Source organism: Acinetobacter chinensis (assembly GCF_002165375.2).
GTDB lineage: Bacteria > Pseudomonadota > Gammaproteobacteria > Pseudomonadales > Moraxellaceae > Acinetobacter > Acinetobacter chinensis.
In genome coordinates this window covers 418,464-440,441 of sequence record NZ_CP032134.1, presented here as the reverse complement: position 1 = coordinate 440,441, position 21,978 = coordinate 418,464, and the positions used below count along the sequence as shown (strand labels likewise).

General features: G+C 43.3%; 26 protein-coding genes. 13 read left to right on the top strand and 13 right to left on the bottom strand.

Annotation, left to right across the window (positions count from 1 at the left end; all coding sequences use genetic code 11):
- The first annotated feature begins 30 nt into the window (after positions 1–30).
- The 4 genes from CDG60_RS02870 (at position 31) to CDG60_RS02855 (ending at position 2,615) form a co-directional block, all read left to right on the top strand.
- Positions 31–420 carry a hypothetical protein gene (locus CDG60_RS02870; protein WP_087512689.1) on the top strand — a complete coding sequence of 130 codons (390 nt, stop codon included), beginning with the start codon at positions 31–33 and terminating at the stop codon, positions 418–420.
- A gap of 327 nt (positions 421–747) precedes the next feature.
- Positions 748–1,287, top strand: a complete 540-nt coding sequence (locus CDG60_RS02865) for a hypothetical protein (protein WP_087512688.1) — start codon at positions 748–750, stop codon at positions 1,285–1,287.
- A 158-nt stretch (positions 1,288–1,445) separates the two neighbouring features.
- Positions 1,446–1,979 carry a hypothetical protein gene (locus CDG60_RS02860; protein WP_193853165.1) on the top strand — a complete coding sequence of 178 codons (534 nt, stop codon included), beginning with the start codon at positions 1,446–1,448 and terminating at the stop codon, positions 1,977–1,979.
- 111 nt (positions 1,980–2,090) lie between these two features.
- Positions 2,091–2,615 carry a hypothetical protein gene (locus CDG60_RS02855; RefSeq protein ID WP_087512687.1) on the top strand — a complete coding sequence of 175 codons (525 nt, stop codon included), beginning with the start codon at positions 2,091–2,093 and terminating at the stop codon, positions 2,613–2,615.
- Positions 2,616–2,637: 22 nt separating this feature from the next.
- Here the strand turns inward: CDG60_RS02855 and CDG60_RS02850 are convergent, their stop codons facing one another.
- Both CDG60_RS02850 and CDG60_RS02845 read right to left on the bottom strand, forming a co-directional pair.
- Positions 2,638–3,591 (bottom strand): 2-hydroxyacid dehydrogenase, encoded by a 954-nt coding sequence (locus CDG60_RS02850; RefSeq protein WP_087512686.1) that lies wholly within the window; start codon positions 3,589–3,591, stop codon positions 2,638–2,640.
- A gap of 67 nt (positions 3,592–3,658) precedes the next feature.
- Entirely contained in the window at positions 3,659–4,357 is a 699-nt protein-coding gene (locus CDG60_RS02845; protein WP_087512685.1) for a TetR/AcrR family transcriptional regulator, read from the bottom strand.
- An 84-nt stretch (positions 4,358–4,441) separates the two neighbouring features.
- On the opposite strand from CDG60_RS02845, the gene CDG60_RS02840 reads away from it, so the two are divergent.
- Positions 4,442–5,557 (top strand): fatty acid desaturase, encoded by a 1,116-nt coding sequence (locus CDG60_RS02840; RefSeq protein ID WP_087512684.1) that lies wholly within the window; start codon positions 4,442–4,444, stop codon positions 5,555–5,557.
- Positions 5,558–5,694: 137 nt separating this feature from the next.
- Positions 5,695–6,120, top strand: a complete 426-nt coding sequence (locus CDG60_RS02835) for a hypothetical protein (protein ID WP_087512683.1) — start codon at positions 5,695–5,697, stop codon at positions 6,118–6,120.
- A gap of 58 nt (positions 6,121–6,178) precedes the next feature.
- On the opposite strand, the gene CDG60_RS02830 is transcribed toward CDG60_RS02835, so the two are convergent.
- Positions 6,179–7,441: a hypothetical protein gene (locus CDG60_RS02830; RefSeq protein ID WP_087512682.1), complete on the bottom strand. Its 1,263-nt coding sequence runs from the start codon at positions 7,439–7,441 to the stop codon at positions 6,179–6,181.
- 123 nt (positions 7,442–7,564) lie between these two features.
- Between CDG60_RS02830 and CDG60_RS02825 the strand changes: the two genes are divergently transcribed.
- Positions 7,565–8,341, top strand: coding sequence for a class I SAM-dependent methyltransferase (locus tag CDG60_RS02825; RefSeq protein WP_087512681.1), 777 nt, complete (start codon positions 7,565–7,567; stop codon positions 8,339–8,341).
- A 20-nt stretch (positions 8,342–8,361) separates the two neighbouring features.
- A complete protein-coding gene (locus CDG60_RS02820; RefSeq protein ID WP_087512680.1) occupies positions 8,362–8,916 on the top strand; it encodes a hypothetical protein in 555 nt (184 codons plus the stop codon).
- Positions 8,917–8,989: 73 nt separating this feature from the next.
- On the opposite strand, the gene CDG60_RS02815 is transcribed toward CDG60_RS02820, so the two are convergent.
- The 3 genes from CDG60_RS02815 to CDG60_RS02805 form a co-directional block, all read right to left on the bottom strand.
- Positions 8,990–9,400: a GFA family protein gene (locus CDG60_RS02815; RefSeq protein WP_087512679.1), complete on the bottom strand. Its 411-nt coding sequence runs from the start codon at positions 9,398–9,400 to the stop codon at positions 8,990–8,992.
- A 63-nt stretch (positions 9,401–9,463) separates the two neighbouring features.
- Complete coding sequence (locus CDG60_RS02810; RefSeq protein ID WP_087512729.1) at positions 9,464–10,687, bottom strand: TIGR03862 family flavoprotein; 1,224 nt, start codon at positions 10,685–10,687, stop codon at positions 9,464–9,466.
- Positions 10,677–11,327, bottom strand: a complete 651-nt coding sequence (locus tag CDG60_RS02805; protein WP_171405481.1) for a class I SAM-dependent methyltransferase — start codon at positions 11,325–11,327, stop codon at positions 10,677–10,679. Before CDG60_RS02805 ends, CDG60_RS02810 begins: the two co-directional genes overlap by 11 nt.
- 73 nt (positions 11,328–11,400) lie before the next feature.
- On the opposite strand from CDG60_RS02805, the gene CDG60_RS02800 reads away from it, so the two are divergent.
- Positions 11,401–11,586, top strand: a complete 186-nt coding sequence (locus CDG60_RS02800; protein ID WP_087512677.1) for a DNA gyrase inhibitor YacG — start codon at positions 11,401–11,403, stop codon at positions 11,584–11,586.
- A gap of 74 nt (positions 11,587–11,660) precedes the next feature.
- Here CDG60_RS02800 and CDG60_RS02795 read toward each other — a convergent pair whose 3' ends face one another.
- The 5 genes from CDG60_RS02795 to CDG60_RS02775 form a co-directional block, all read right to left on the bottom strand.
- Positions 11,661–12,305: an MBL fold metallo-hydrolase gene (locus tag CDG60_RS02795; RefSeq protein ID WP_087512676.1), complete on the bottom strand. Its 645-nt coding sequence runs from the start codon at positions 12,303–12,305 to the stop codon at positions 11,661–11,663.
- Positions 12,306–12,324: 19 nt separating this feature from the next.
- Entirely contained in the window at positions 12,325–13,338 is a 1,014-nt protein-coding gene (gene hemH / locus CDG60_RS02790) for a ferrochelatase (protein ID WP_087512675.1), read from the bottom strand.
- Positions 13,339–13,402: 64 nt separating this feature from the next.
- Positions 13,403–14,431, bottom strand: coding sequence for a DUF4062 domain-containing protein (locus CDG60_RS02785; RefSeq protein WP_087512674.1), 1,029 nt, complete (start codon positions 14,429–14,431; stop codon positions 13,403–13,405).
- Between the two features lie 131 nt (positions 14,432–14,562).
- The gene (gene murI / locus CDG60_RS02780; protein ID WP_087512673.1) at positions 14,563–15,435 is read right to left on the bottom strand and encodes a glutamate racemase; all 873 of its coding nucleotides are present in this window, start codon (positions 15,433–15,435) and stop codon (positions 14,563–14,565) included.
- Positions 15,436–15,482: 47 nt separating this feature from the next.
- Complete coding sequence (locus CDG60_RS02775) at positions 15,483–16,094, bottom strand: DUF1285 domain-containing protein (protein WP_087512672.1); 612 nt, start codon at positions 16,092–16,094, stop codon at positions 15,483–15,485.
- Positions 16,095–16,284: 190 nt separating this feature from the next.
- Between CDG60_RS02775 and CDG60_RS02770 the strand changes: the two genes are divergently transcribed.
- Positions 16,285–17,997 carry an electron transfer flavoprotein-ubiquinone oxidoreductase gene (locus tag CDG60_RS02770; RefSeq protein WP_087512671.1) on the top strand — a complete coding sequence of 571 codons (1,713 nt, stop codon included), beginning with the start codon at positions 16,285–16,287 and terminating at the stop codon, positions 17,995–17,997.
- 109 nt (positions 17,998–18,106) lie between these two features.
- Here the strand turns inward: CDG60_RS02770 and tusA are convergent, their stop codons facing one another.
- The gene (gene tusA, locus CDG60_RS02765; RefSeq protein ID WP_087512670.1) at positions 18,107–18,364 is read right to left on the bottom strand and encodes a sulfurtransferase TusA; all 258 of its coding nucleotides are present in this window, start codon (positions 18,362–18,364) and stop codon (positions 18,107–18,109) included.
- Between the two features lie 186 nt (positions 18,365–18,550).
- Between tusA and CDG60_RS02760 the strand changes: the two genes are divergently transcribed.
- The 3 genes from CDG60_RS02760 to CDG60_RS02750 all read left to right on the top strand — a co-directional run bounded on the left by CDG60_RS02760 (position 18,551) and on the right by CDG60_RS02750 (position 21,570).
- Positions 18,551–19,390 carry a CorC family transporter gene (locus CDG60_RS02760; protein ID WP_087512669.1) on the top strand — a complete coding sequence of 280 codons (840 nt, stop codon included), beginning with the start codon at positions 18,551–18,553 and terminating at the stop codon, positions 19,388–19,390.
- Positions 19,387–20,943: an apolipoprotein N-acyltransferase gene (lnt, locus tag CDG60_RS02755; RefSeq protein ID WP_087512668.1), complete on the top strand. Its 1,557-nt coding sequence runs from the start codon at positions 19,387–19,389 to the stop codon at positions 20,941–20,943. Before CDG60_RS02760 ends, lnt begins: the two co-directional genes overlap by 4 nt.
- A 192-nt stretch (positions 20,944–21,135) precedes the next feature.
- A complete protein-coding gene (locus tag CDG60_RS02750; protein WP_087512667.1) occupies positions 21,136–21,570 on the top strand; it encodes a GFA family protein in 435 nt (144 codons plus the stop codon).
- Between the two features lie 44 nt (positions 21,571–21,614).
- Here CDG60_RS02750 and CDG60_RS02745 read toward each other — a convergent pair whose 3' ends face one another.
- Complete coding sequence (locus CDG60_RS02745; RefSeq protein WP_087512666.1) at positions 21,615–21,950, bottom strand: hypothetical protein; 336 nt, start codon at positions 21,948–21,950, stop codon at positions 21,615–21,617.
- Positions 21,951–21,978 lie beyond the last annotated feature (28 nt).

Below are 21,978 nucleotides of genomic sequence, written 5' to 3'. Positions count from 1 at the left end.
ATGCAACAACACTCAACAAGAATGATCGCCATGAAATTAAACAGACTTATTATGGCTGGACTGATTGGTTCAGCATTAACCGCATGTGCAACGACACCAAAAATTCCACAGTTAACCGCAGGTGTCCTTCAGGAAGTTCAGAATCTTGATGTGTATCCAGATACAACCAACAACAAAGCAAAACTGACCAAATTCAGCGATAAATGCGTCATTGAATTTTCTGGCAACATGAAAGGCGGTAAAGCTGTAGAACAGTGGTCTTTTAAAGGCAATTCACTGATTTCTGGTGGTTCAGCTGTATTTGCAAAAGACGGTACAAGTAAAGCAACCAGTTTTGATCTGAACGATGCAACCGTACAGCAGAACTTCCTGTTACTGCGTAAAAATTTTGCGAAAGAAGCGATTGCTCAGTGTGACTGATTCAGCAATACCACTTAAAAAAGCAACCACATGAGTTGCTTTTTTATTTCTGAAAATAAAGCACCATGCCAGAAACAATGCTCTGCTGAAAGAACAGCTTTTGTATCCTGAAAATACAGGCTAAAAATTAAACCATATAAAAACAAAATCTTATAAATATTCCTTTGTAATCCATCTTCACAATTTCTTAATATTTGTAAAACTGCTGTTATTTCCGTGTGTGACTTTCATGACAAAATCAGTTTTATCCCATTTTTTCTTTATGATGAAAAAGTCTTAATTTAACCGGAAAAAATTCCTGTGCTGTTCAGACAGGATCAAAATGATATGAAAACAATCAAAACAGTTTTAATCACTACCGCTCTTTTAGCGACGTCTCCTTTATTTGCCAACACTGCAGTAAATGCAAGTGCAAATGCTGAAGTCAAAACAGGTGAACAAGGTGTATTGCACAGTATTACCAGTGGTGTAAGCAACACAGCGCATAAAGCAGGTGAAGGCATTCAGCATACCGCTGAAAAAGTCGATCAGGGTGTAGCCGTGGGTGTAGATAAAACACGTTCCACAAGCAAAAAAGTCTGGGATGGTACAAAAACATTTACTGCAGAAACAACAGATGCTGTGAAAGATAAAGCTGAAGATGCAAAAGACTTTACTGTTGAAAAAACCAGAGACACCAAATCTTATGTTGGAGGTAAAACAGATAAAGTCAAAAGCTTCAGCAAAGAAAAATGGCAGAAAACCAAAGATGCTCTGACACCTGCATCAGGAAGCACGGGTATTCAGGGTGGTGCTCAGGCAGAAGTCAGCACTCCAGTTGCTAAAGCCTCTTTGGGAACAAATGTAGAAGCTTCTACAGCTCAATAAAAGCACCCCATGTTTTAAAAGCCCACTTCTGTGGGCTTTTTTAATGCTCAACAAAAATTCTGTACAAATCCTGATGAAGATTACATTCTCTCCCATGCAATTTCTGCCTCATTTCTTATAATGCATATAGAGATTGATAAGACTGAGAAATTCTGACCATGAAACTGATAAAAACTGTACTGGGCATCAGTCTTCTGGTGACTGCTCCCACGCTTTGGGCGCAACCTGAAGATACATCTGGGCAAAATCAAGGGACTCAGAAACCGATTGCTGCTTATGGTGATAATCCAAATATCTTTCACGTATGGGCTTATAAAGCTCAGGAAGGAGTCATTGGAGCTGCAAAAAATGCAGGTGCACTGACCGAAAAGGGTGTCGCCAAAGTTAAACCTTCTGTGGATCAGGCATGGAACAATTCGAAAGAACTGGCTTCATCTACAGTACAACAGGTCGATCAGTCTGCTCAGCATGCAACACAGCAGGTCAATGCAAAAATTCAGGAAACCCGTGAAGTGATGGGTGGAAAACCTCAGCAGTCAGCTCCGATTATTCAGGGTTCGCTGAGTGACGAAAGCCCTGCCCAAATCCAGCAATCATCACCATCTGTTCAGCATGCTCCAGCTCGACCTACTGCAACTCAGACACCTGTACCTGCTGAGCCTGAAGAAGAAATTAAAGTAACACGTCTTTAAGCACTGCGTCAGGTAAGTCAAAGCTTACAAAGCCTGTCTCTGACAGGCTTTTCATTTGCACACAAAATCAATTAAACTCGCTGAATTCTTCTTCATTCAACTAAAAAAATAATGAAAATAATATTTGGGCTGCTGGTCGGCTTAATTGTGGGATTTTTTACTGCCCAATTGATTGTGTCATCTCAAGGACAGAGCGCCCAGGCAAAAACTCCACCTCTCACCTTAACTGATACCCCTGTCATTGCTGAAAAAAAGCAGGAACATCATTACATTCATGGAAAAGAAGGACAGTATCTGCAAATGGTGGAAAAACTGTCCAGTGAACAGTATCTTTCAACTGAGGGGAATGAAGCCACGCTGTTCAGACTGAATGACAGCTGCAAAATCACGATCAGCGTGGTGGGTGAAACCTACTATATGCATCGTACTTTCTTTTTCCATGATGGGAAACTTCTGCATGTCATGGAAAGTACCTATCAGTATCCGAATGGTGGACTGACCAATCCGGAAGGTAAAGACCCTTTTAAACAGGAACTGTATTCTGAAACCACTTTCAATACACACTCCAGATCCATTCAACAGGAATTTACCGAGCTGCTGAAAAACTTTAACTCTGAACTGACCAAAGGATGCTGACTGTTTCAGCTGAACAGAATAATCAGTTCACCTGACGCAGGGACTGACCCTGTTTAAAAGCCTGAGTATTCTGCACCATCTGCTGAACGATCCGCTGTCTTGCATCAACACTGCCCCAGGCACTGTGCGGTGTAATCAGCAGATTGGGAATATCCGCATTCAGCAATATATTTCCATCAACAGGTGGTTCTACAGTCAGGACATCAGTTGCTGCACCTGCAATTTCGCCATTCAGTAATGCCTGCGCCAGTGCCTGTTCATTGACGATACCACCTCTTGCACAATTGATCAGAAATGCTGATCGCTTCATCAAATCAAAAGCTTGCTGATCTATTAGATCGCGGGTTTCATCAGTCAATGGACAATGTAAACTGAGAAAATCCACCTGAGGCAATAATTGCTTAAATGGGATGCGATCTGCACTTTGCGGACGATTCGGCAAAGTACCTACCAAGACATTCATACCAAAAGCTTCTGCTAACTTGGCAACCGCTTTGCCCAATTCACCATAGCCAATGATGCCCAAAGTTTTCCCTGACAGTTCGACAATAGGAAAATCAAGCAAACAGAAAATTGGAGATGTGTTCCACTGCCCTGCTTTCACTGCACGATCATATTTCAAAAGTGAAGTCGCTAAAGTCAGCATCAAGGTCAGTGTATGTTGTGCAACTGCAGACGTGCCATATCCTTGACAATTACAGACCACAACACCCTTAGATTTAGCAGCGACCAGATCGACACTATTCGTTCCCGTCGCAGAGATCAAGATCAACTTAAGATTTTGACATTGTTCAATTATCGATGCATCGACAACGACTTTATTGGTGATAATCACATCAGCATTTTGCACCTGTGCCAACACCTGATCTGAGCTTGTCGCAGGATAAAGTTCAAGATCATCAAAAGCTGATTTTAGCCCACTAAAATCCAGATCATTTTTATCTAAAGATTCATAATCTAAAAATACAGCTTTCATTTACATTCCTTGTTCGGCTAAGCATACAAAACGATAGTTTTTAAATATATCAGTTATTTATCAAAAGCTACTGAACTGTTGTAGGAATAAAGTTAAATGATTTATTTTTTAATGCGGTTAAATAGGCAATTGCCATCCGATAGGCTTCCTGAATAATCGCTTCAGAAATATAACTTTCATTGTAATAGCCATGTTTCATACAGGTGAAAATCAGCTCCATGAGAATGGTTAATGTATCGGGTTGTTGTGGCACATAATTATCCACTTTGATCATTTCTAAAGCTTTACGAACACCCTCACTGACCTTTTTCAATTCAATCTGATATTCCAGATAGGCTTGTCGCGTAAAAGGTCCACTGAGAATCAATAAACTGGCAATTTCAGATTCATTAAAAAACTTTGCCGTGGTTCGGATCATACTTTCCGTGAGTAATCGACCATACTCATCAATACTGGCATTCGGGTTTTCAATCAAAATACGTACAGCAGCTTGCCCTAGTTGTTTAACCAAACCATTCAAATGTGCCAGTGCAATATGACGAAAAATATCGTATTTCGTCGGAAAAAATTGATAAATACTGGTTCGAGGCACACCTGAAGCATTGGCAATCTCAGGAATAGAAACTTTTTCAATTCCAATAGATAACAGCAACTTCTCAGTGGTTTCCAACATCGTTTCCATACGTTTTTGTGAACGTTCCTGCTTAGGCTTGTTCACCTTTTTCGTCACTTTTTTTAATACAGATGTTGACGGTATTTTGATCATTCAGCTATTCTCTTTAAAAATCCAACAAATGTTGGTTTTATTTCTTCCTTGTAGTCATACAAAAAAATATAGAGGAAAACGGAAATGAATTTACCCCTTTCCGATGTAAAAATGTCAAAACAAAGCAAAATTAAACTTTTTGCAGATCCAGAAGATGAATTACGCAATCAAAGAATCCGTAAAGGGATTATTGACGTGGGTAATCAATTACGTGAGCGTCATCCGTGGTTAGTTCAACACCAGGATCAAATTGGTCTCGGTATTTTAGCAACCGCAGTCACTGGAATTATTTTCAATATAACACAGTACTCCAGAGGGAAAATGCCGTGGTATGTGGCAGTTCCGCTCTCTGCATTCTGGATGTCGATCCTGCATGAACTTGAGCATGATTTGATCCACCAGATGTATTTCCGTAAAAATAAAAATATGCATAATTTGATGATGGGTGCGGTCTATATGTTCCGTCCAAGCACCATCAGCCCATGGGTTCGTCGTGATATTCATTTGCATCATCACAAGTCATCAGGCACGAAAAGCGATCTTGAAGAACGTGGTATTAACAATGGTGACAAATGGGGTTTAAAACGCCTGCTCATGACGGGTGACAATATGTTGGCGGTTTATCTACGCCCGATCACCATGATGAAAACTACCCAACGTTTTATCAATGCACAGAAGAATTTAACGCTAAAAGAAAAAGTAAAATTAAGAGCTAAAGTTTCAGCGGATTATACACCTTTGGGACATATTCACTATGCTTTATGGCATGGTTTTATCCTGATGTCTGTCGCAAAGCTTTTGATGAAAGCAGTCGGTATGCAACAGCCAACAAATAAGCTGTGGAAACAGGCAGATAAAAGCACAAAATTTTATGCTGTCAGTATCGCTGCACCGAATTTCCTCAGAACGCTGAGTCTACATTTCACCAGTTCAAATATGCATTATTACGGTGATGTTGAAGATGGCAATATCGTTCAGCAATGCCAGGTGTGGACAGACTGGCGCATGAAACCTTTACAGGCATTCTGTTTTAACTTTGCAGGTACACATGCGATCCATCACTTTGTGGTACGTGATCCGTTCTATATTCGTCAAGCGATTGCACAGGATTGCTACCCTGTGATGAAAGAAAATGGCGTGCGTTTTAATGACTTCGGTACATTCAAACGTGCTAACCGTAGATTTGAATCAGGAAAATGATGAGAGATAACAACAATAAATAAAAATGTAAGGAACTTTCCAATTCATGAGGGCTCGTGCATGTGCCCTCTTTTTTATTTGATCTTAGTTCAATTCAATTTATAGTAAGCAAAATAAATTGCGACTCAATATCCATAATGACATTAAAAATATTCAGACAATTAACAATTCTAATCTTCTGCTTTTGCACAATTTCAACAACTGTCAGTGCTGCTGAAAAAATACTACAATCCTTAAGCAATCTCGAAGAATACCAGACACATGAAGGTAATACCTTCAAACTCATCAAAATAGAACAAGGTTGTCGTATTGAAGCACATTTCTTTTTATCGTTTGAACAGAAAATCTGTAACTACTATTTCAACACCCAAACTTTATACAAAGCGACTGAAAAAACATTACGTTATGAATATAAAAAAGATCTTGAAGGGTCTTTAGACGCTGTCACTAAAATCTATCCCGCTTCAAGTGCTGTCTACTCACTTAAAGATTCAGAGATGCAACAGGATTTTAATGAATACAAAGCCCTCTTTCCTAAAGCACAGTTAAAGAAATGTACTTAACTGTGCAATATTGATTTAAACATTTTAAATCCAGGAAAATGAATCGTGATCAATCAATCTAAGCTATCTTAAAATGACAGAACTCATTCAGACTTTCATCATCAAAGCTGACTTGACCTTGAATATCACAACTCATATAAAAGTTTTTATAACTCAGCACATAAAAGTCAGGCGTCTTTTTAATCACAATCGGATTCATATCCAGAGACAGTGCTTCATCCTGTTTAAATAACTTGGTCACACGGCGGTCATTCATACAGATCAGATAATTCTGCTTTTTAATTTCCACCTGTGCCAGACCACTGTTTTCCACATGCAATGGAATAATATATTTTCCATTGACATCAATGACCTGCTGATCATAACTTTCCAGTTTCTGAGTAATGACATTGAAAACCAGAATATTGCCAAAGCTATCTTTGAGCTGCATTCTGTCTTCAAAAGCAAAATTGACCTGAATGCCCAGTTTCTGTAAATCCTGTTCATCCACCCGTTTATTGGTCAGCAGAATACGGGTGATGGTCTGTTTCAGACTTGCATCAAAAAAGTTACTATCCAGCTGAATATCAGTCCCTTTTAGAATTTTCCCGAGGGCTTCGTTATGTGTCCCCAGTAAATGGGCAATCACACTGCGGTAATAAAACTTGCTGTTTTTCTTCACCTCACGGATCTGCTTATAAAAATAGGTCTGATCGTAAGGATGTTCAATAAAGTCATGCAGCAACGCAGAGTTTGCCAGCACAGCAATGACATCATGCCCTGTATAAGGCAGATGCAGTGTGTGTAACTGAGGAATCAGCGGTTTGATTTTTAAATAATGCTCTTTATCATTTTCAAAATAAGGATCATAAACAATGATGTATTCACAATCACTCACAATGTCCTGAGCCTGAATCCGCATGTCTGCATTAAGCGTTTCATCATAGAAATCGGTATAGCGTTTATCATCCACTTCAGCAGGATTAATGGAATACTGTGGCACCATCGCAACCACACGGTTCATTTTCAGGACACGTGCATACTTAATTGCAGCATATCCACCCATGGAGCCACCATATCCGACGATATTTTTAAACTGGCTCAGAATCGGGCTCAAATGTTCCATCAGTGCCGATATACTGGATGCAGGAAACCATGATTTCTGCTTAGGCATAATACCCACCACAGCATAATCATATTTCATCAAAGACTTTTCTGCGTTAATCGAAAGCCCTTTAGCACGTGTAATCAGGTCACCAAAGGACAGGACTAAGGTGTCAGAGTTTCCCTGTAAATAGATTGCTCTGATATGTTCGTCTTCAAAAATAATGTGTTTTTCCATACCCACACCGACTATAAGCGGCCCTTTAATTTTCCTTTTCGATTGAACAAATAGACCACGGTCTATTTATCAGAACTGAATGTGCTATTTTATAGATGCCCCGGAGATAAAAAAGCGCAAAATATGACACAATCACTCCACCCTGCTGCTCAAAAAGGCTTCAGTTCTGCTGCAGAACTCTATCAACAGGCGCGTCCAGGCTATCCTCAGGACATTGTCAGCTGGCTGAAAGACCAGCTTCATCTGAATAAAAATTCATCAGTTGTAGACCTGGGTGCCGGTACTGGCAAGTTCTTAAGCTCTCTGCAACAGATCACAACACAGATCACAGCGGTGGAACCTGTTGCAGAAATGCTGACACAGCTGAAACAGGCTTTCCCTGATGTTAACACTTTACAGGCTTTCAGCAATGATTTGCCCTTAGCATCCGGAACGATTGATGCTGTTGTGTGCGCTCAGTCATTTCACTGGTTTGCCAGTATGGACACACTGACTGAAATTCACCGCATACTGAAATCCAAAGGTCAGCTGGGGCTGATCTGGAATCAACGGGATACCCGTGTTGACTGGGTTCAGGCACTTGCCGAACTGATTGCACCAATGGAGCAGGACACTCCAAGATTTCACAGTGGACTATGGCAAAATGTATTTTCAGATCAGACTCTGTTCCATGCTGAGCCGCTTCATCAGTTTGAACACCACCAGACAGGAACGGTGGAACAGGTGGTTTCAAAACGTCTGTTGTCCACAAGTTTTATTGCTGCCATGCCACAGGAACAACAAAGTCAGCTGAAAGCTCAGTTTGAAGACATTGTGTTTCAGCACTGCGGTAAAAGACCTCAGGACGAAATTTCGTTTCCTTACGTGACTTATGCTTATAATTTTACAAAGATTGATTAAAAATAAGGACTGGAATATATATGACCATCAAGCATTTATCTCTTGCTGTCATCATGGCGAGCATGATCGCACTGAGTGCCTGCGGTAAAAAAAATTCAGAACCCACAGAGGATATTCGACCTGAAGATAAAGTCATGCAGGAACTGGCTTCCGGCCCTGTGAAAGAGTTTCCACAGACCACTGATGATCAGCATGATATTGCCCAGCTCAGCGACTATGATGACCGTTTCACCCAGATGAGTGATGAAATGGAAGATGAGATCATGAAAATGAAGGATGCCGGTACGCTGACACCTGAATTTGCATATGAACGCAAGCGTGATAATGTCCGTTCCGCACTGAGCATGCTCAAGGAGCTTGAGCTGAAAACTGAACAGGGACGATATATTCAGGGCTTAATGGCAAACTACTGGGAAAATCAGTCCCGCATTGTGGAACAGCACAAAAATGACGCTGAAACCACCACAGTAAAAGACGAAGAAAAAGTGAAAGGACTGGGGGACTTTATTCAGGCACAGGAACAACTTGAAGCCTGGCGTGCAAAATATCCTGAAACTGCCCAGAATCCTTCATAAACCCTCAAAACTCCATCAAAAAAGGATGCATCAGCATCCTTTTTTTAATTCTGTGAATATCGAACAGCCAGACTTAAGGACGCTCTTCATACTGAGGCAAGTCATCACAGATGCTTTCCCACTCTGCTTTATATGCCGTGAAAATATGCATCACAGGTTTCTGCTCAAGAGGTGTATCCAGTGTTCCCAGACGAAGTCTGTAGGTGCCCGGTGTTTCAGCTTTGATACTGATAATTGGTGAAGCACATTCTGCACAGAAACAGCGGGTCGTTGTCGGTGTCGATTCAAATTTTTTCAGTAAATGCTCACCCTGCACAATTTTAAAATCGGCTTTGTTAATCGGGGCATTAGTTGCATAAGCCGTGCCATTTGCTTTACGGCAACGCTTACAGTGACACTGAACCATTTCACCAATTTCGCCATGAATTTCATAGCGCAAGCCACCGCACAGACAGCTTCCTGCATACACTTTTTCTTCAGACATCTTTCGCTTCCCGTGATTTATGTAGCAATCAATTTAGCACAGCACTTCACACTTAATAAAAACTTAATCTTTATTCTGATGATTCATAAACAAAGCCTGCTGTACACCATGCCCTGCTGCCCGTCCAGTTGCAAAACAGGCTGTCAGCAGATATCCACCTGTCGGTGCGTCCCAGTTCAGCATTTCACCACAGCAGAATACAAATGGACTGGACTTTAACTGCAGGTGCTCTGTCAGCGCTTCAGAGCGGACTCCACCTGCACAGCTGATGGCTTCTTCAATGGGACGGAAACCCTGTAAAGGAAGCTGCAGATTTTTAATCTGTTTTGCCATAACTTCAGGCTGATGCCACAGACTTTTATCCACCAGTTCGCGTACCAGACTGGCTTTTACCGTGTCCAGTCCTGCTTTGCGCCATACATTACTCAATGACTGTTTCTTTGAGGGCTGAAGTTTTTTCTGTAACTGTGCCACACTCTGATCAGGCAACAGATCCATAAACAGCTGCAGGTCGAGTCCATTTTTCTGCATGTTACGCAGTGCCCGTCCCTGTTTGTAAATCAGTCCGCTTTCCATGCCATAGTGACTGATAATCACATCACCCTGAGTTTTCAGCCGTGGATCAGTCCAGACATCCACCCGCTTCAAAGGCTGACCAAAGACACTCTGCATATAGTCAGACCAGTCATGTAACACCCCAGCATTGCTTGCCTGAAAATCTTCAGTTTCATCTGCAGACAGCCATTTCTGCCATGCACCATCACTGCCCAGGCGTGACCAGGACACGGCACCACACGCCAGAATAATGGCATCAAAAAGCTGTGAGGTCTGCACGCCATCTTTGAGATTTTCTATGGTCAGAGTCTGCTGTTTTAAATCCCGGACTGCATGACGGTAATGAAACTGCACACCTGCTGTATTCAGGCGTTGTAACCATACCCGCAGTAACGGCGCTGCCTTCATTTCATTGGGGAAAATACGACCAGATGTACCCGTATAGGAGGCTATACCCAGTCCTGCCATCCACTGCTGTATCCAGTCGGCATCCCAGCGTCTGACCCACGGCGCCAGCCATTCAGGACAGTCATAGCGCTGAATAAACTGCTCAATATTTTCAGCATGAGAGATATTCAGTCCTGTCTTTCCAGCCATTAAAAATTTACGGGCAGCTGAAGGCTTCTGTTCAAAAATATGAATCTCAACAGCTTCACCAGACTGACTCAGTACTTCAGCAGCCATTAACCCTGCTGGACCTGCCCCAATAATGGCGACCTTTTTACTGGTCATCTGCTGGCTCTGCATTCTGCCCGTTTAAAGGCTGAAAACTGTCAAAACGGGTGCTGTAACTTTCAGGTTTGCAGATGACCAGCTGCTGGCACAACTCACCACGCTCCAGATATTTAATCTCAAAATGCGTCCGTGCTGAGTCACTCGCAATGATCTGTTTTTCATAAGGCAGTTTCCAGACTGCTTTCAACTGCTGCTCTGCCTCCTCAATATATTCAGGAATATTACTGGCCAGTGTCACCGTGCCATTTGCCTGTAAACGGGATAATAAAAATTCAAAAAAAGGCATATTTAACCAGCGCTGTGCCGGATTATGCGGCTCCGGATTTGGATACAGAATAAACAGCTGCTGCACCTGAGTCGGATATAAAGCATGCACCACCCATGGCAATGCATCTGCATGTACAGGTGTCAGATTCTGCTGCCCTTCAAGCCCATGCTGTTTCTGCATTGCCACAAATTTTTCGCGGGTTCGTTCCACGGCTATCAGTTTCAGTTCAGGATGCTGACCCGAAAAAAGCAAGGCATGTTTCCCCTTACCTGCTCCAATTTCCACACAGACTGGCGCATTTTCTACAGGCTGAAAATTACGTGGAGCCTGCATACGCTGGGCTTGAAATTGACGAATCGGCATAATCAGATCAAACTTGTTAAAATCGGCACAAGTTTAGCAATTCCTGAATGGATTTGCTGTTCAATTTAAGGATTTCAGCATGTCGCACACATTCCCTTGTCCACGTTGTGGCGAACTGTCCCAATGGGAAAACAATGAATTCAGACCTTTCTGTTCTGAGCGCTGTAAAATGATTGACCTGGGTGCATGGGCAAATGAAGAATATAAAATGCCCACACAGGATGCTCCTCAGGCAGATGGCGGTGATGAGCGGGAATTTTTCTGACAGCAGTAGTGCATCTGCAAACATTCCGGCAATAAAAAAATCTGCACAAAAGCAGATTTTTTAACACAGCTGACTTATCCCGCTTTACCTGCGACAAAGGGGTTATGCAGCTTTTCAAAACCAATGGTACTCAGCGGTCCATGTCCAGAAATAAACTGCGTTTCATCTGGCAGACTGAAACATTCTCTGTGAATGGAATCAATCAGCTGCTGATGGTTCCCTCGAGGAAAGTCTGTGCGTCCGATTGAACCTTTAAACAGTACATCTCCGGTCCAAAGCAGACCATAGTTTTTATTATAAAACATGACATGACCAGGCGTATGTCCTGGCGCAAAACGGACTTCAAACGCTTCACTGCCCAGTTTCAGTACCTCACCACCCTCAAGCCACTGTGTGACATGAACAGGTTCTGGTACAGGAAAACCATAACGTGCAGAGACTTCCTGAATCATATCCAGCCAGAACTGATCTTCTTTATGCGGACCAATCACAGGTACATTCCACGCCTGCGTCAAAGCACCTACCGCTCCTGCATGATCCAGATGCCCATGCGTCAGCCACAGCGCTTTAACGGTCAGTCCCAGCGCTTCCACCTCAGCTTTAAGTTTTTCAGGCTCCCCACCCGCATCAATCAGGACTGCCTCTTTTGTTTCTGCATCCCAGACTATGGAACAGTTTTGCTGAAATGCCGTAACAGGCACAATTTTCACTTGCAGCATCTGGCTAAACCTCAGGGTTTTAATTGGCTAATGTGTGCTTTAAGGCTTCAAGATTAGCCTGAAGTAATGAATTGAGCAATTGCAGATGATCTTCCCGGGCATTCAATGCAGGAATATAGTCATACTGCTTACCCCCTGCATTCAGAAACAGCTCTTTATTCTGAATTGCTAGCTCTTCAAGGGTTTCAAGGCAGTCTGCGGAAAATGCCGGACTCATAATCTGAACCGATTGAACGCCCTGTTCAGCCCATTCTGCCAACAGCTGATCTGTATAGGGTTTGACCCATTCCTGCTTGCCAAATCTGGACTGAAAACTGATTGCCCATTCATTGTCCTGCAAATTCAGTGCTTCCGCCAGTTTCTGTGCAGTGACTCTGCAACGGTCTGCATAAGGATCGCCCTTGTCTGCATAAGGCTGAGGAATACCATGAAATGACATCAGCAGTTTTTCCGCCTGCCCATGTTCAGCCCAGTATTCCCTGACACTCTGAGCCAGAGAGTCTATATAAAGCGGATGCTGAAAATAATCACGGATCAGGGTTAAACCTGGCAGATTTCGCTGTTTCAGCGTCCATCGTGCAAAAGCATCATATAAAGGTGCCGTTGAAGTTGCAGAATACTGTGGAAATAAAGGCAGTAAAACAATGTGATCCTGAGGATGCTGTGCAAGCTGTTCAAGCACATCCTGAATACCAGGATTTCCATACGTCATGGCTGGAACGACATTCAGTTCAAATTCAGGAAATGCAGCAGTCAGATTCTGTCTCACAGCATCGGTCTGTGCATAAATAATTTCACGCATAGGTGAGTCATCAGACCAGATGGATGCATACGCATGTGCCACTCTGCGGGGTCTGAATGGAAGAATGAACAGCCTTAAAATAATCTGCCAGAGCGGGACAGGGATTTCAATCACCCGATGATCGGAAAGAAACTGTTTCAGAAATTTTCTTACCGCAGGAACCTCAGGTGTATCTGGCGTTCCCAGGTTGGCAAGAACAACGGTTACTTTCGGTTTGGATGCAGAAAACATTCAGTCCTCTCAGATCTGTTCAGTATCCTTACTTTAACAGTTTTCTGCACTTCCGCTAAACAAGTTAATACGTTGACTTCAATTGTAGAACCCGATCAGCATCCAGCAGATTGCTTTCCAGCAGCTTCTGTCCTTTTGGAGTCAGTTGCCACAGCATTCTCTGGCGCTCATCACGCCCAGACTGAATAATCCATTCATTCTGCCGCATCTGCATTTTAATACTGTGCAAAGCACGGATATTGATCTGAGAACGGGCAACAGCATGTGCTCTTGGCATTTCTCTGCGTGCATCATTCAGTCCGGTATCATTCAGATATTCATTCATCCTTTTGGAGAAATATTCTTCAGGCGTTGGATGAATAAATGTCGCACCCAGTATGCCCAGCAACTGTGCCCAGGTCATCTTTTTCTGGATTTTCAGTTCTTTAAAATTACCATCCTGATAGGCATGCATTCTGTATTCAAAACCAAAGTCTTCGTGCATGGCGACTTTAGGCAGGCTCAGGAATGGATCCACTTCACGCTTACCTGCTTCCGTTTCCAGCTGTTCAAGTTTTGCTTTCAGGCTGTCAATCTCATCATGCAGCGCCTGAGTATTCTGCGGACGCACCCAACCCTGTACAGGATAACGCTCAAGCATCTGTGGCATATTAAAACGTACTGCCATTTCCAGATCACGCATGCTCCGGTAGGTAAAAACCTGATCCACTTCCTGCTGTAAAAGCTTTCGGAATTCCTGAAATCTTTCTCTGAGTTCAGGCTTCGAATCCTGTAAAGAAATATCCCGTGACAGTGGATCTTCATGCATGAATACAATCATGGGCTTCTGCTTGGTCACCGCATAAATATATTCAAGATGCATATAGCCCACACCTGAGACAGACTGTTCCCCATACTGACTGCCCAGAAGAATCACGACATAATCACAGTCGTCCACCTGTCTGCGGGCAAAAGCCGTGCTGAGTGGTGTACGCTGTTCAAGTCCCCATGAAAAAAAGCCCATACCTACTAAAGTCTGGGCAAGAATCATACGCTCAGGCTGCATTTCACTGCCTGATGTAGAAATAAAAACCTGATAACGCTTATCGAGCATTGGTTATCCTCATTATATCTTTGAGCACTGCAACGAATGCAGAATCCCGTCGCGGCTACAGTGCCCCACCCCAATGATAAAAATCAAAAAATAAATAAATTCAGTTCTCAGGACTGTTTTAACCCATGAAGTCACACAACCGCAATATTTGCAATACTCCAGGAGATATTTCCCTGAATCATGTGTTCCAGTACGGGTTTTAACTGATCTGCATTATTGCCACTGACAAAACACTGCAGTCTCAGACTGTCCTTTCTGCTTTGTTCAAATAATAACTCATTTTTTATTAAAATGCGGGCTGTTTGACGCGCAACGGCAACCCCAGAGTCAATTAATGTCAGTTTATGACCAAAAATATGATGAATGGCGGGTTTTAAAAACGGATAATGCGTACATCCAAGCACCAGATAATCGGCATTCTGATCCACGACAGGCTGTAAAATATCTTTCAGCACCTGCAGACAGACAGGACTCATCTGCGCACCACTCTCAACAAAAGGCACAAGATCCAGACTAGTGACGGGAATCACCTTAACATTTGCAGGCTGAGCAAAACGCAGCATGACATCCTTGATCAGCTTGCCACGAAAGGTTGCCGGTGTTGCAAGGACGGCAACAGTACCGGTTTTTGTCTGAAGCACAGCAGGTTTCAGTGCAGGCACCAATCCAATAATGGGAAATTTTTCACCATAATGCTCACGCAGATAATCCAGACTGAATGCCGAGGCCGTATTACAGGCAACCACAGCCACTTTACAGCCTTTTCGGTACAGCCACTCAATTGCCCTGGCTGTCAGTTCCCTGATTTCCTGATCCGATCTTGGACCATACGGCACATGCGCTGTATCGGCAAAATAAACAAACTGTTCATCCGGCAGATAGTTTGCAAGTTCCTGCGCAACAGACAGCCCACCAATTCCTGAGTCAAATATCCCGATCGGTGCTTCCGGTCGGGCTTCAGGCATTGGATCAGTCAATGGGCTGGCAGGCAGAATGGCGGTCATGAGGTCTCTTTTGGCAGTTCTTAAAACAGATCTTTTAAGATTAAACCTCAGGTGCTTAATTGCAAGTGAAAATCACCGCTCTGTAAGCTTAAAACAGTTTCACCCTGTGCATTTTCAACCAGATGACCCATTTCCACCAGATGAAAAAACACATGCCGCTGAATCAGGGCATTCAGTCCCAGACGTACATGAACATAAGGGCGCAGCTGCCCTGCAAATTCACGCATAAACACCGGATGCTCAGCATCGACAATCACCAGATCCTGACTGGTGGTCTGTAACTGCAAAAACAGCTGACCACCAATTTCCACCTGATCCACCTGATTGATCAGCAGCGGTTCATCCTCAACTTCTATTTCAATCTGCTCGACGGGTGTTTTCAGATAAAATTTATTGTCTTCTTTCCAGAGAACGCTGGAAAACAGATCAATCATTGCCTGCCGCCGGATCAGTTGACCTTCGTGCCACCATTCTCCATTGGCTTTTATCGCCAGATTCATTTTGCCACAATGCTTTGGATGCCATAGCTCCAGTGGGGGTATTGACCTTTTGTGACCGGACTGTGCATCTTTTAAGTATTGTGCAATGTCCATTAAATTCCTATCATTTCCATATGATTTTTTTTTCGTCGAATTTTCGGAGTTATTCTGACTGACCATGGTGGAATACCTTACTGACGGAAAAATAATATGATTCAGCCAATTGGCTGGATCAGCGTTTAAAACTATACTAGCCCACAATATAAAAGGCACAACAGTAAAATTTGTGTCTGGAATCCAGAACACTCATGGCAGCACCGTAATTCAGAGTCCATCGGTTGCCACCTTTAAGTCATATGAGGAGTCCTACATGGAACACATCGAACGTGAATCGATGGAGTTTGACGTAGTTATCGTCGGCGCAGGCCCTGCTGGTCTGTCAGCTGCAATCAAGATCCGTCAACTTGCGATTGAAAACAATTTACCTGATCTCTCTGTCTGTGTGGTAGAGAAAGGTTCCGAAGTCGGTGCGCATATCCTTTCTGGTGCTGTACTTGAGCCACGTGCCATGAATGAACTTTTCCCGAACTGGAAAGAAGAAGGCGCACCATTAAATGTACCAGTAACGGAAGACAAGACTTTCTTCCTGATGTCTCCTGAAAAAGCTCAGGAAGCACCACACTGGATGGTTCCTAAAACCATGCATAACGATGGCAACTATGTTATTTCATTAGGTAACGTTGTCCGCTGGTTAGGAACAAAAGCTGAAGAACTTGAAGTTTCAATTTTCCCGGGCTTTGCTGCTTCAGAAATTCTGTATCATGCTGATGGTTCTGTAAAAGGCATCCAGACCGGTGATATGGGAATCGGTAAAGATGGCGAACCGACGCACAACTTTACCCCTGGCTATGAACTGCATGCAAAATACACAATTTTTGCAGAAGGTTGTCGTGGTCACTTAGGTAAGCGTCTGCTTGCTAAATTTAACTTAGACAAAGATGCTGATCCGCAACATTACGGTATCGGTATTAAAGAACTATGGGAAATTGATCCTGCTAAACACAAGCCAGGTCTTGTGATGCATGGTTCAGGCTGGCCGTTGTCTGAAACAGGTTCTTCAGGTGGCTGGTGGTTATACCACGCTGAAAACAATCAGGTGACTTTAGGTCTGATCGTAGATTTATCTTACGAAAATCCAAATATGTACCCATTTGCAGAAATGCAGCGCTGGAAAACCCATCCACTGATCAAACAGTATCTTGAGGGTGGTAAGCGTATTTCCTATGGTGCACGTGCAATCACCAAAGGTGGTATCAACGCTTTACCTAAACTGACTTTCCCAGGTGGCTGTCTGGTGGGTGATGATGCAGGTTTCTTAAACTTTGCAAAAATCAAAGGCTCTCATACTGCAATGAAGTCAGGCATGCTGTGTGGTGAAGCGGTATTTGAAGCGATTGCTGCCGGTGTTGAAAAAGGCGGTGATCTGGCTGTTGCCCGCGTAACTGAAGGTGAAGACTTCTTTGCTAAAGAACTGACGGCTTATACCGACAAGTTCAACAACAGCTGGCTGAAAGAAGAGTTACACCGTTCACGTAACTTCGGTCCAGCAATGCATAAATTCGGTTTATGGTTAGGTGGTGCATTTAACTTTATTGATCAGAACATCTTTAAAGTACCATTCACATTACATGACCTGATGCCAGACTTCAGCGCATTAAAAGCAGTGGATGCATCTACATTCAAGCCGAACTATCCAAAACCAGACGGTAAAATCACATTTGACCGTTTATCTTCTGTATTTGTATCCAATACTGTACATGAAGAAAATCAGCCTGCTCACCTGAAACTGACTGATGCAAGCATTCCTGTAAATGTAAACTTACCAAAATGGGATGAGCCTGCTCAGCGTTACTGCCCTGCCGGTGTTTACGAAATCATGGAAAATGATGACGGTTCAAAACGCTTCCAGATTAACGCAGCAAACTGTGTTCACTGTAAAACCTGTGATATTAAAGACCCATCACAGAACATCACCTGGGTAACACCTGAGGGTGGCGGTGGTCCAAACTATCCAAATATGTAACTTAAGACATATAAAAAATCCCCTGAATATTCAGGGGATTTTTTATTTTTAAATACTTCAATCTTTTCAGAGATGAATATCATCTGAAAGCAGATACACACTTCTGGACTCAGCCTTTCTTCACCAGATAATGAAATTCTTTATTACCTGCTTCATCCAGTTTTTCTTCCTGTAATAACAGCTCGTGTCCAAGGTGCATACAGAATTTTGGAATATCCCAGGAGGTGGAGTTGTCTGTTGCAAAGACTTCAACGACATCACCTGATTTTGACTTACGGATTGCCTGATGCAGCATCATCACAGGTTCAGGACAACGCAGACCACGGGTGTTCAACTGAATGGATGGAGTCATGCTGGATTCGGACATCGTGGATTTCCCTGGAAAAATTCCAGCTATTTTAACATATTTTAAAGTCCGCCAGAAATCAGTGAGATAAACCGTCTCAGATGACCGACCGTTTCATCCAATATCACCATTTAATAGATAGACATCTGTATTTTCTTCGGTATGATAAATTTACATTTTTGATATTAAGAGTCTTCAGGAAAGATCATGCACGAGGAATCAGGCACGTCGTGGGGTATGCGTGGCTTACGTAAATGGCTGGGAACAGCACCCGAAACCCGCGATGAACTGCTAAAATTAGTACAGGATTCACGTCGTTTTTTAGAACCGGATACCGTTGCCATGCTTGAGGGTGTTCTTGACCTTCCGGCAACAAAAATACGTGAAGTCATGACTCCACGTACCGCTATGATCAGTTTACAGGAAGATGATCAGTTACTCGATATTCTGCATGTGCTGATTGAGTCAGCTCACTCCCGTTTCCCCGTATTTTCCGCTGATCAGCCGGACAATGTCGTCGGCATTCTGCTGGCGAAAGATCTGCTGCCGTTTCTGACTGAAAAAACAGCCCATGTCGATATCCGCGCTCTGATGCGCCAGCCTTTGTTTGTCCCTGAAAGTGCCCGTTCCGATCAGGTTCTGCGCATGCTGAAAAACACACAGACCCATATTGCTGTTGTGATTGATGAATATGGCACAACCTCGGGACTGGTCACACTTGAAGATATTTTAGAAGAAATTGTCGGTGAAATCGAAGATGAACATGACAATGTAGATGAAGAAGCTGAATATATCGTTCCAGACCAGGATCCTGCCACATTAAATACATGGATTGTTCAGGCACTTACACCAATCGAACACTTTAACAATGTACTTGATGCAGACTTTCCAGAAGATGAAGTTGAAACTATGGGCGGACTTCTGCTTCAGGATATTGGTCTGGTCAGCGACTTACAGGGACAGGTGATTGCACTGGATAACTGGGAGTTCACCATACTTGAAGCAGATGCGCGCACTATTCATCTGATTCGAGCTGTACGTAAATGAGGACTTACTTCGACAAACTGCTGAATACTAAAGAACAGAAGCAGTTACCTGTCATTTTTCCCTTACTGATTTCACTGTTCTCAGGGGCAATTTTCAGTTTCGCACTTGCCCCATACCACTGGTGGTGGCTTGCTATTCTTTCGCCTGCACTGCTGTACGCTTCGTTACGCAAGCGTTCGGCTAAACAGGCATTTTTTATCGGATGGTCTTATGGCATAGGACTGTGGTTTGTCGGAGCATTCTGGCTGTACACCTCCATCCATGTCTATGGCGACACCAATGCAGTGCTCAGCGTACTCATGATTGCCATTATGGCACTGCTCATGGGGCTGTTTACCGCCGTTCAGACCTGGCTTTACCGTCGGTTTTTCCCTGAAACCCCATTAACCTTTGCACCGCTGTGGGTGTTGTTTGAATGGTCCAAAACCTGGGTTTTCACAGGTTTTCCATGGCTGTTTGCAGGCTATGCATTCACCGAACGCTTCATTGACGGTTACGCCCCTCTGTTTGGTATTTTTGGCGTATCTTTTGTCGTCATTGTACTTGCCTGTGCTGTTGTCGAAATATTAAACCGACGCCTGTTCTGGGCTATCCCGTCTGCCCTTTTATTACTGGGTGCATGGGGTGCATCTCAGCTTTCATTCGTGCAAGCTAAAAATGAACGTCCACTGGAAGTCTCGCTGATTCAGGGAAATATTCCTCAGGACTTAAAATGGCTGACTGAATACCAGATCAAGACACTGGAAATCTATGCAAATCTGACCCGTACTGAATGGGGACGTGATCTGATTGTTTGGCCTGAATCATCCATTCCGATGTTTCAGACCGATATTGAACCTTTCCTTGAAGCCATGAAAGTTCAGGCTGATAAAACAGGATCAGCATGGGTCACCGGTATTCCCTACTGGGATTTAAAACAGTCTCAGGCTGAAGGCTATCCAATGTATTACAATACCTTGATGGCAACTGGCTTTGAGTCTGAAGGTCTGTATAAAAAGCAGCGTCTGGTGCCCTTTGGTGAATATATTCCCCTTTCAGGATTACTGAGCTGGGTACTGCCCGCATTGCAGAATGATCCTTCCATGAGTGGTTTTTCCCGTGGTGAAAAAGATCAGAAACCACTTTCAATCCGTCATCACCGTCTAGGTTCAGCGATCTGTTATGAAGTGGCCTATCCTAATCTGACACGCCGTAATGCGGCTCAAAGTGACTTTCTGGTGACGGTATCCAACGATGCCTGGTTTACAGGAACTGCCGGACCACAGCAGCACCTGCAAATGGTTCAGATGCGTGCCAAAGAAAACGGTAGATGGTTTATCCGTGCAACCAACACGGGCGTCACAGCAATCATTGACCATCAGGGGCATATCGTGAAGCAGGCACCTATGGATCAGCCTGCGGTATTACGAGGCAACCTGCCAGCCATGCAGGGTGAAACGCTGTATACACGCTTAAGTGACTGGCCTGTACTCGGCTTCTCTTTATTGCTGCTGATTTTAGGATGGCTTTATCGTCCACGGAAAGTGGATGTCAGCTTCAAATCCCGCAGATAACCGACAGTATCCCTTCATTTCAATGAGGGGATATTTTTTCAGCGCCTTCCATGTGCCCTGCCAGACCATTTCAGTCATTGCCCGTACCTGTTCCATTTTCCTTGCTCATCATGCTATTTTTCAATCACTGAAATCTGATCACTCAGATCAAAAGCTGAAAATACGAACCTGCACATATATGGATATCAGATCATGCTGAACGGGCAATGCTTATGCGGCGAAATAAAATTTCAACTGCACCAGAAAATTAAAACAGTTTATCAGTGCCATTGCAGCTTATGCAGAAAACAGTCCGGTACGCATGCCAATCATGCAACCATGATTAATCAACAGTATTTTGAATGGTTACAGGGGATATCACTGATTCAGACCTACAGAAAAGCATCAGGATTCTGTTCCTGCTTCTGTACCCAGTGCGGCTCACCTGTTCCAAATCAGATTGGAAGCAGTGTTTATATGTGGATTCCACTGGGACTGCTTGAATCTGTAACAACACCCGAACAAAGAGTGAATTTTTGTCTGTCTTCAAAAGCTGACTGGGAAGTCTCAGGCTTTGCCAGCACGACAACGGATTATATGGAACTTCCCTCATGGACTGAACTCAGCTTACTGTTTGATGCTGAATAAAACACAAAAAAACCGGGAAAGACCCGGTTTTCACTGAAACTGTTTTAAAGCTGTATAGCGAGATAAGACAGTATCGAGGAAAGGAACAGCATTGGGATATAACGGTAAACCTTTACCGCATACTGCTCCATCAGGGATGCATATTCAGATTTGAGCTGCATCACGGTTGCATTCAAAGCACTATAAAAACTGATAATTGACAATGCACTGAACATACTGATGGCAAGAAAACCAATCATGATCTGACTGCTTGCATCTGCGCCTTGCCAGATGTTCATAAAAAACTGGCTGACAGGCAATAAGCTTAAAATCAGCAATACCGATTTCAATACAGTCCAATGGAACAGATTGACTTCATCTGAAAAAATTAATGTTTTCATTCTGCTCCCCTATATCAAATCAGTTGCT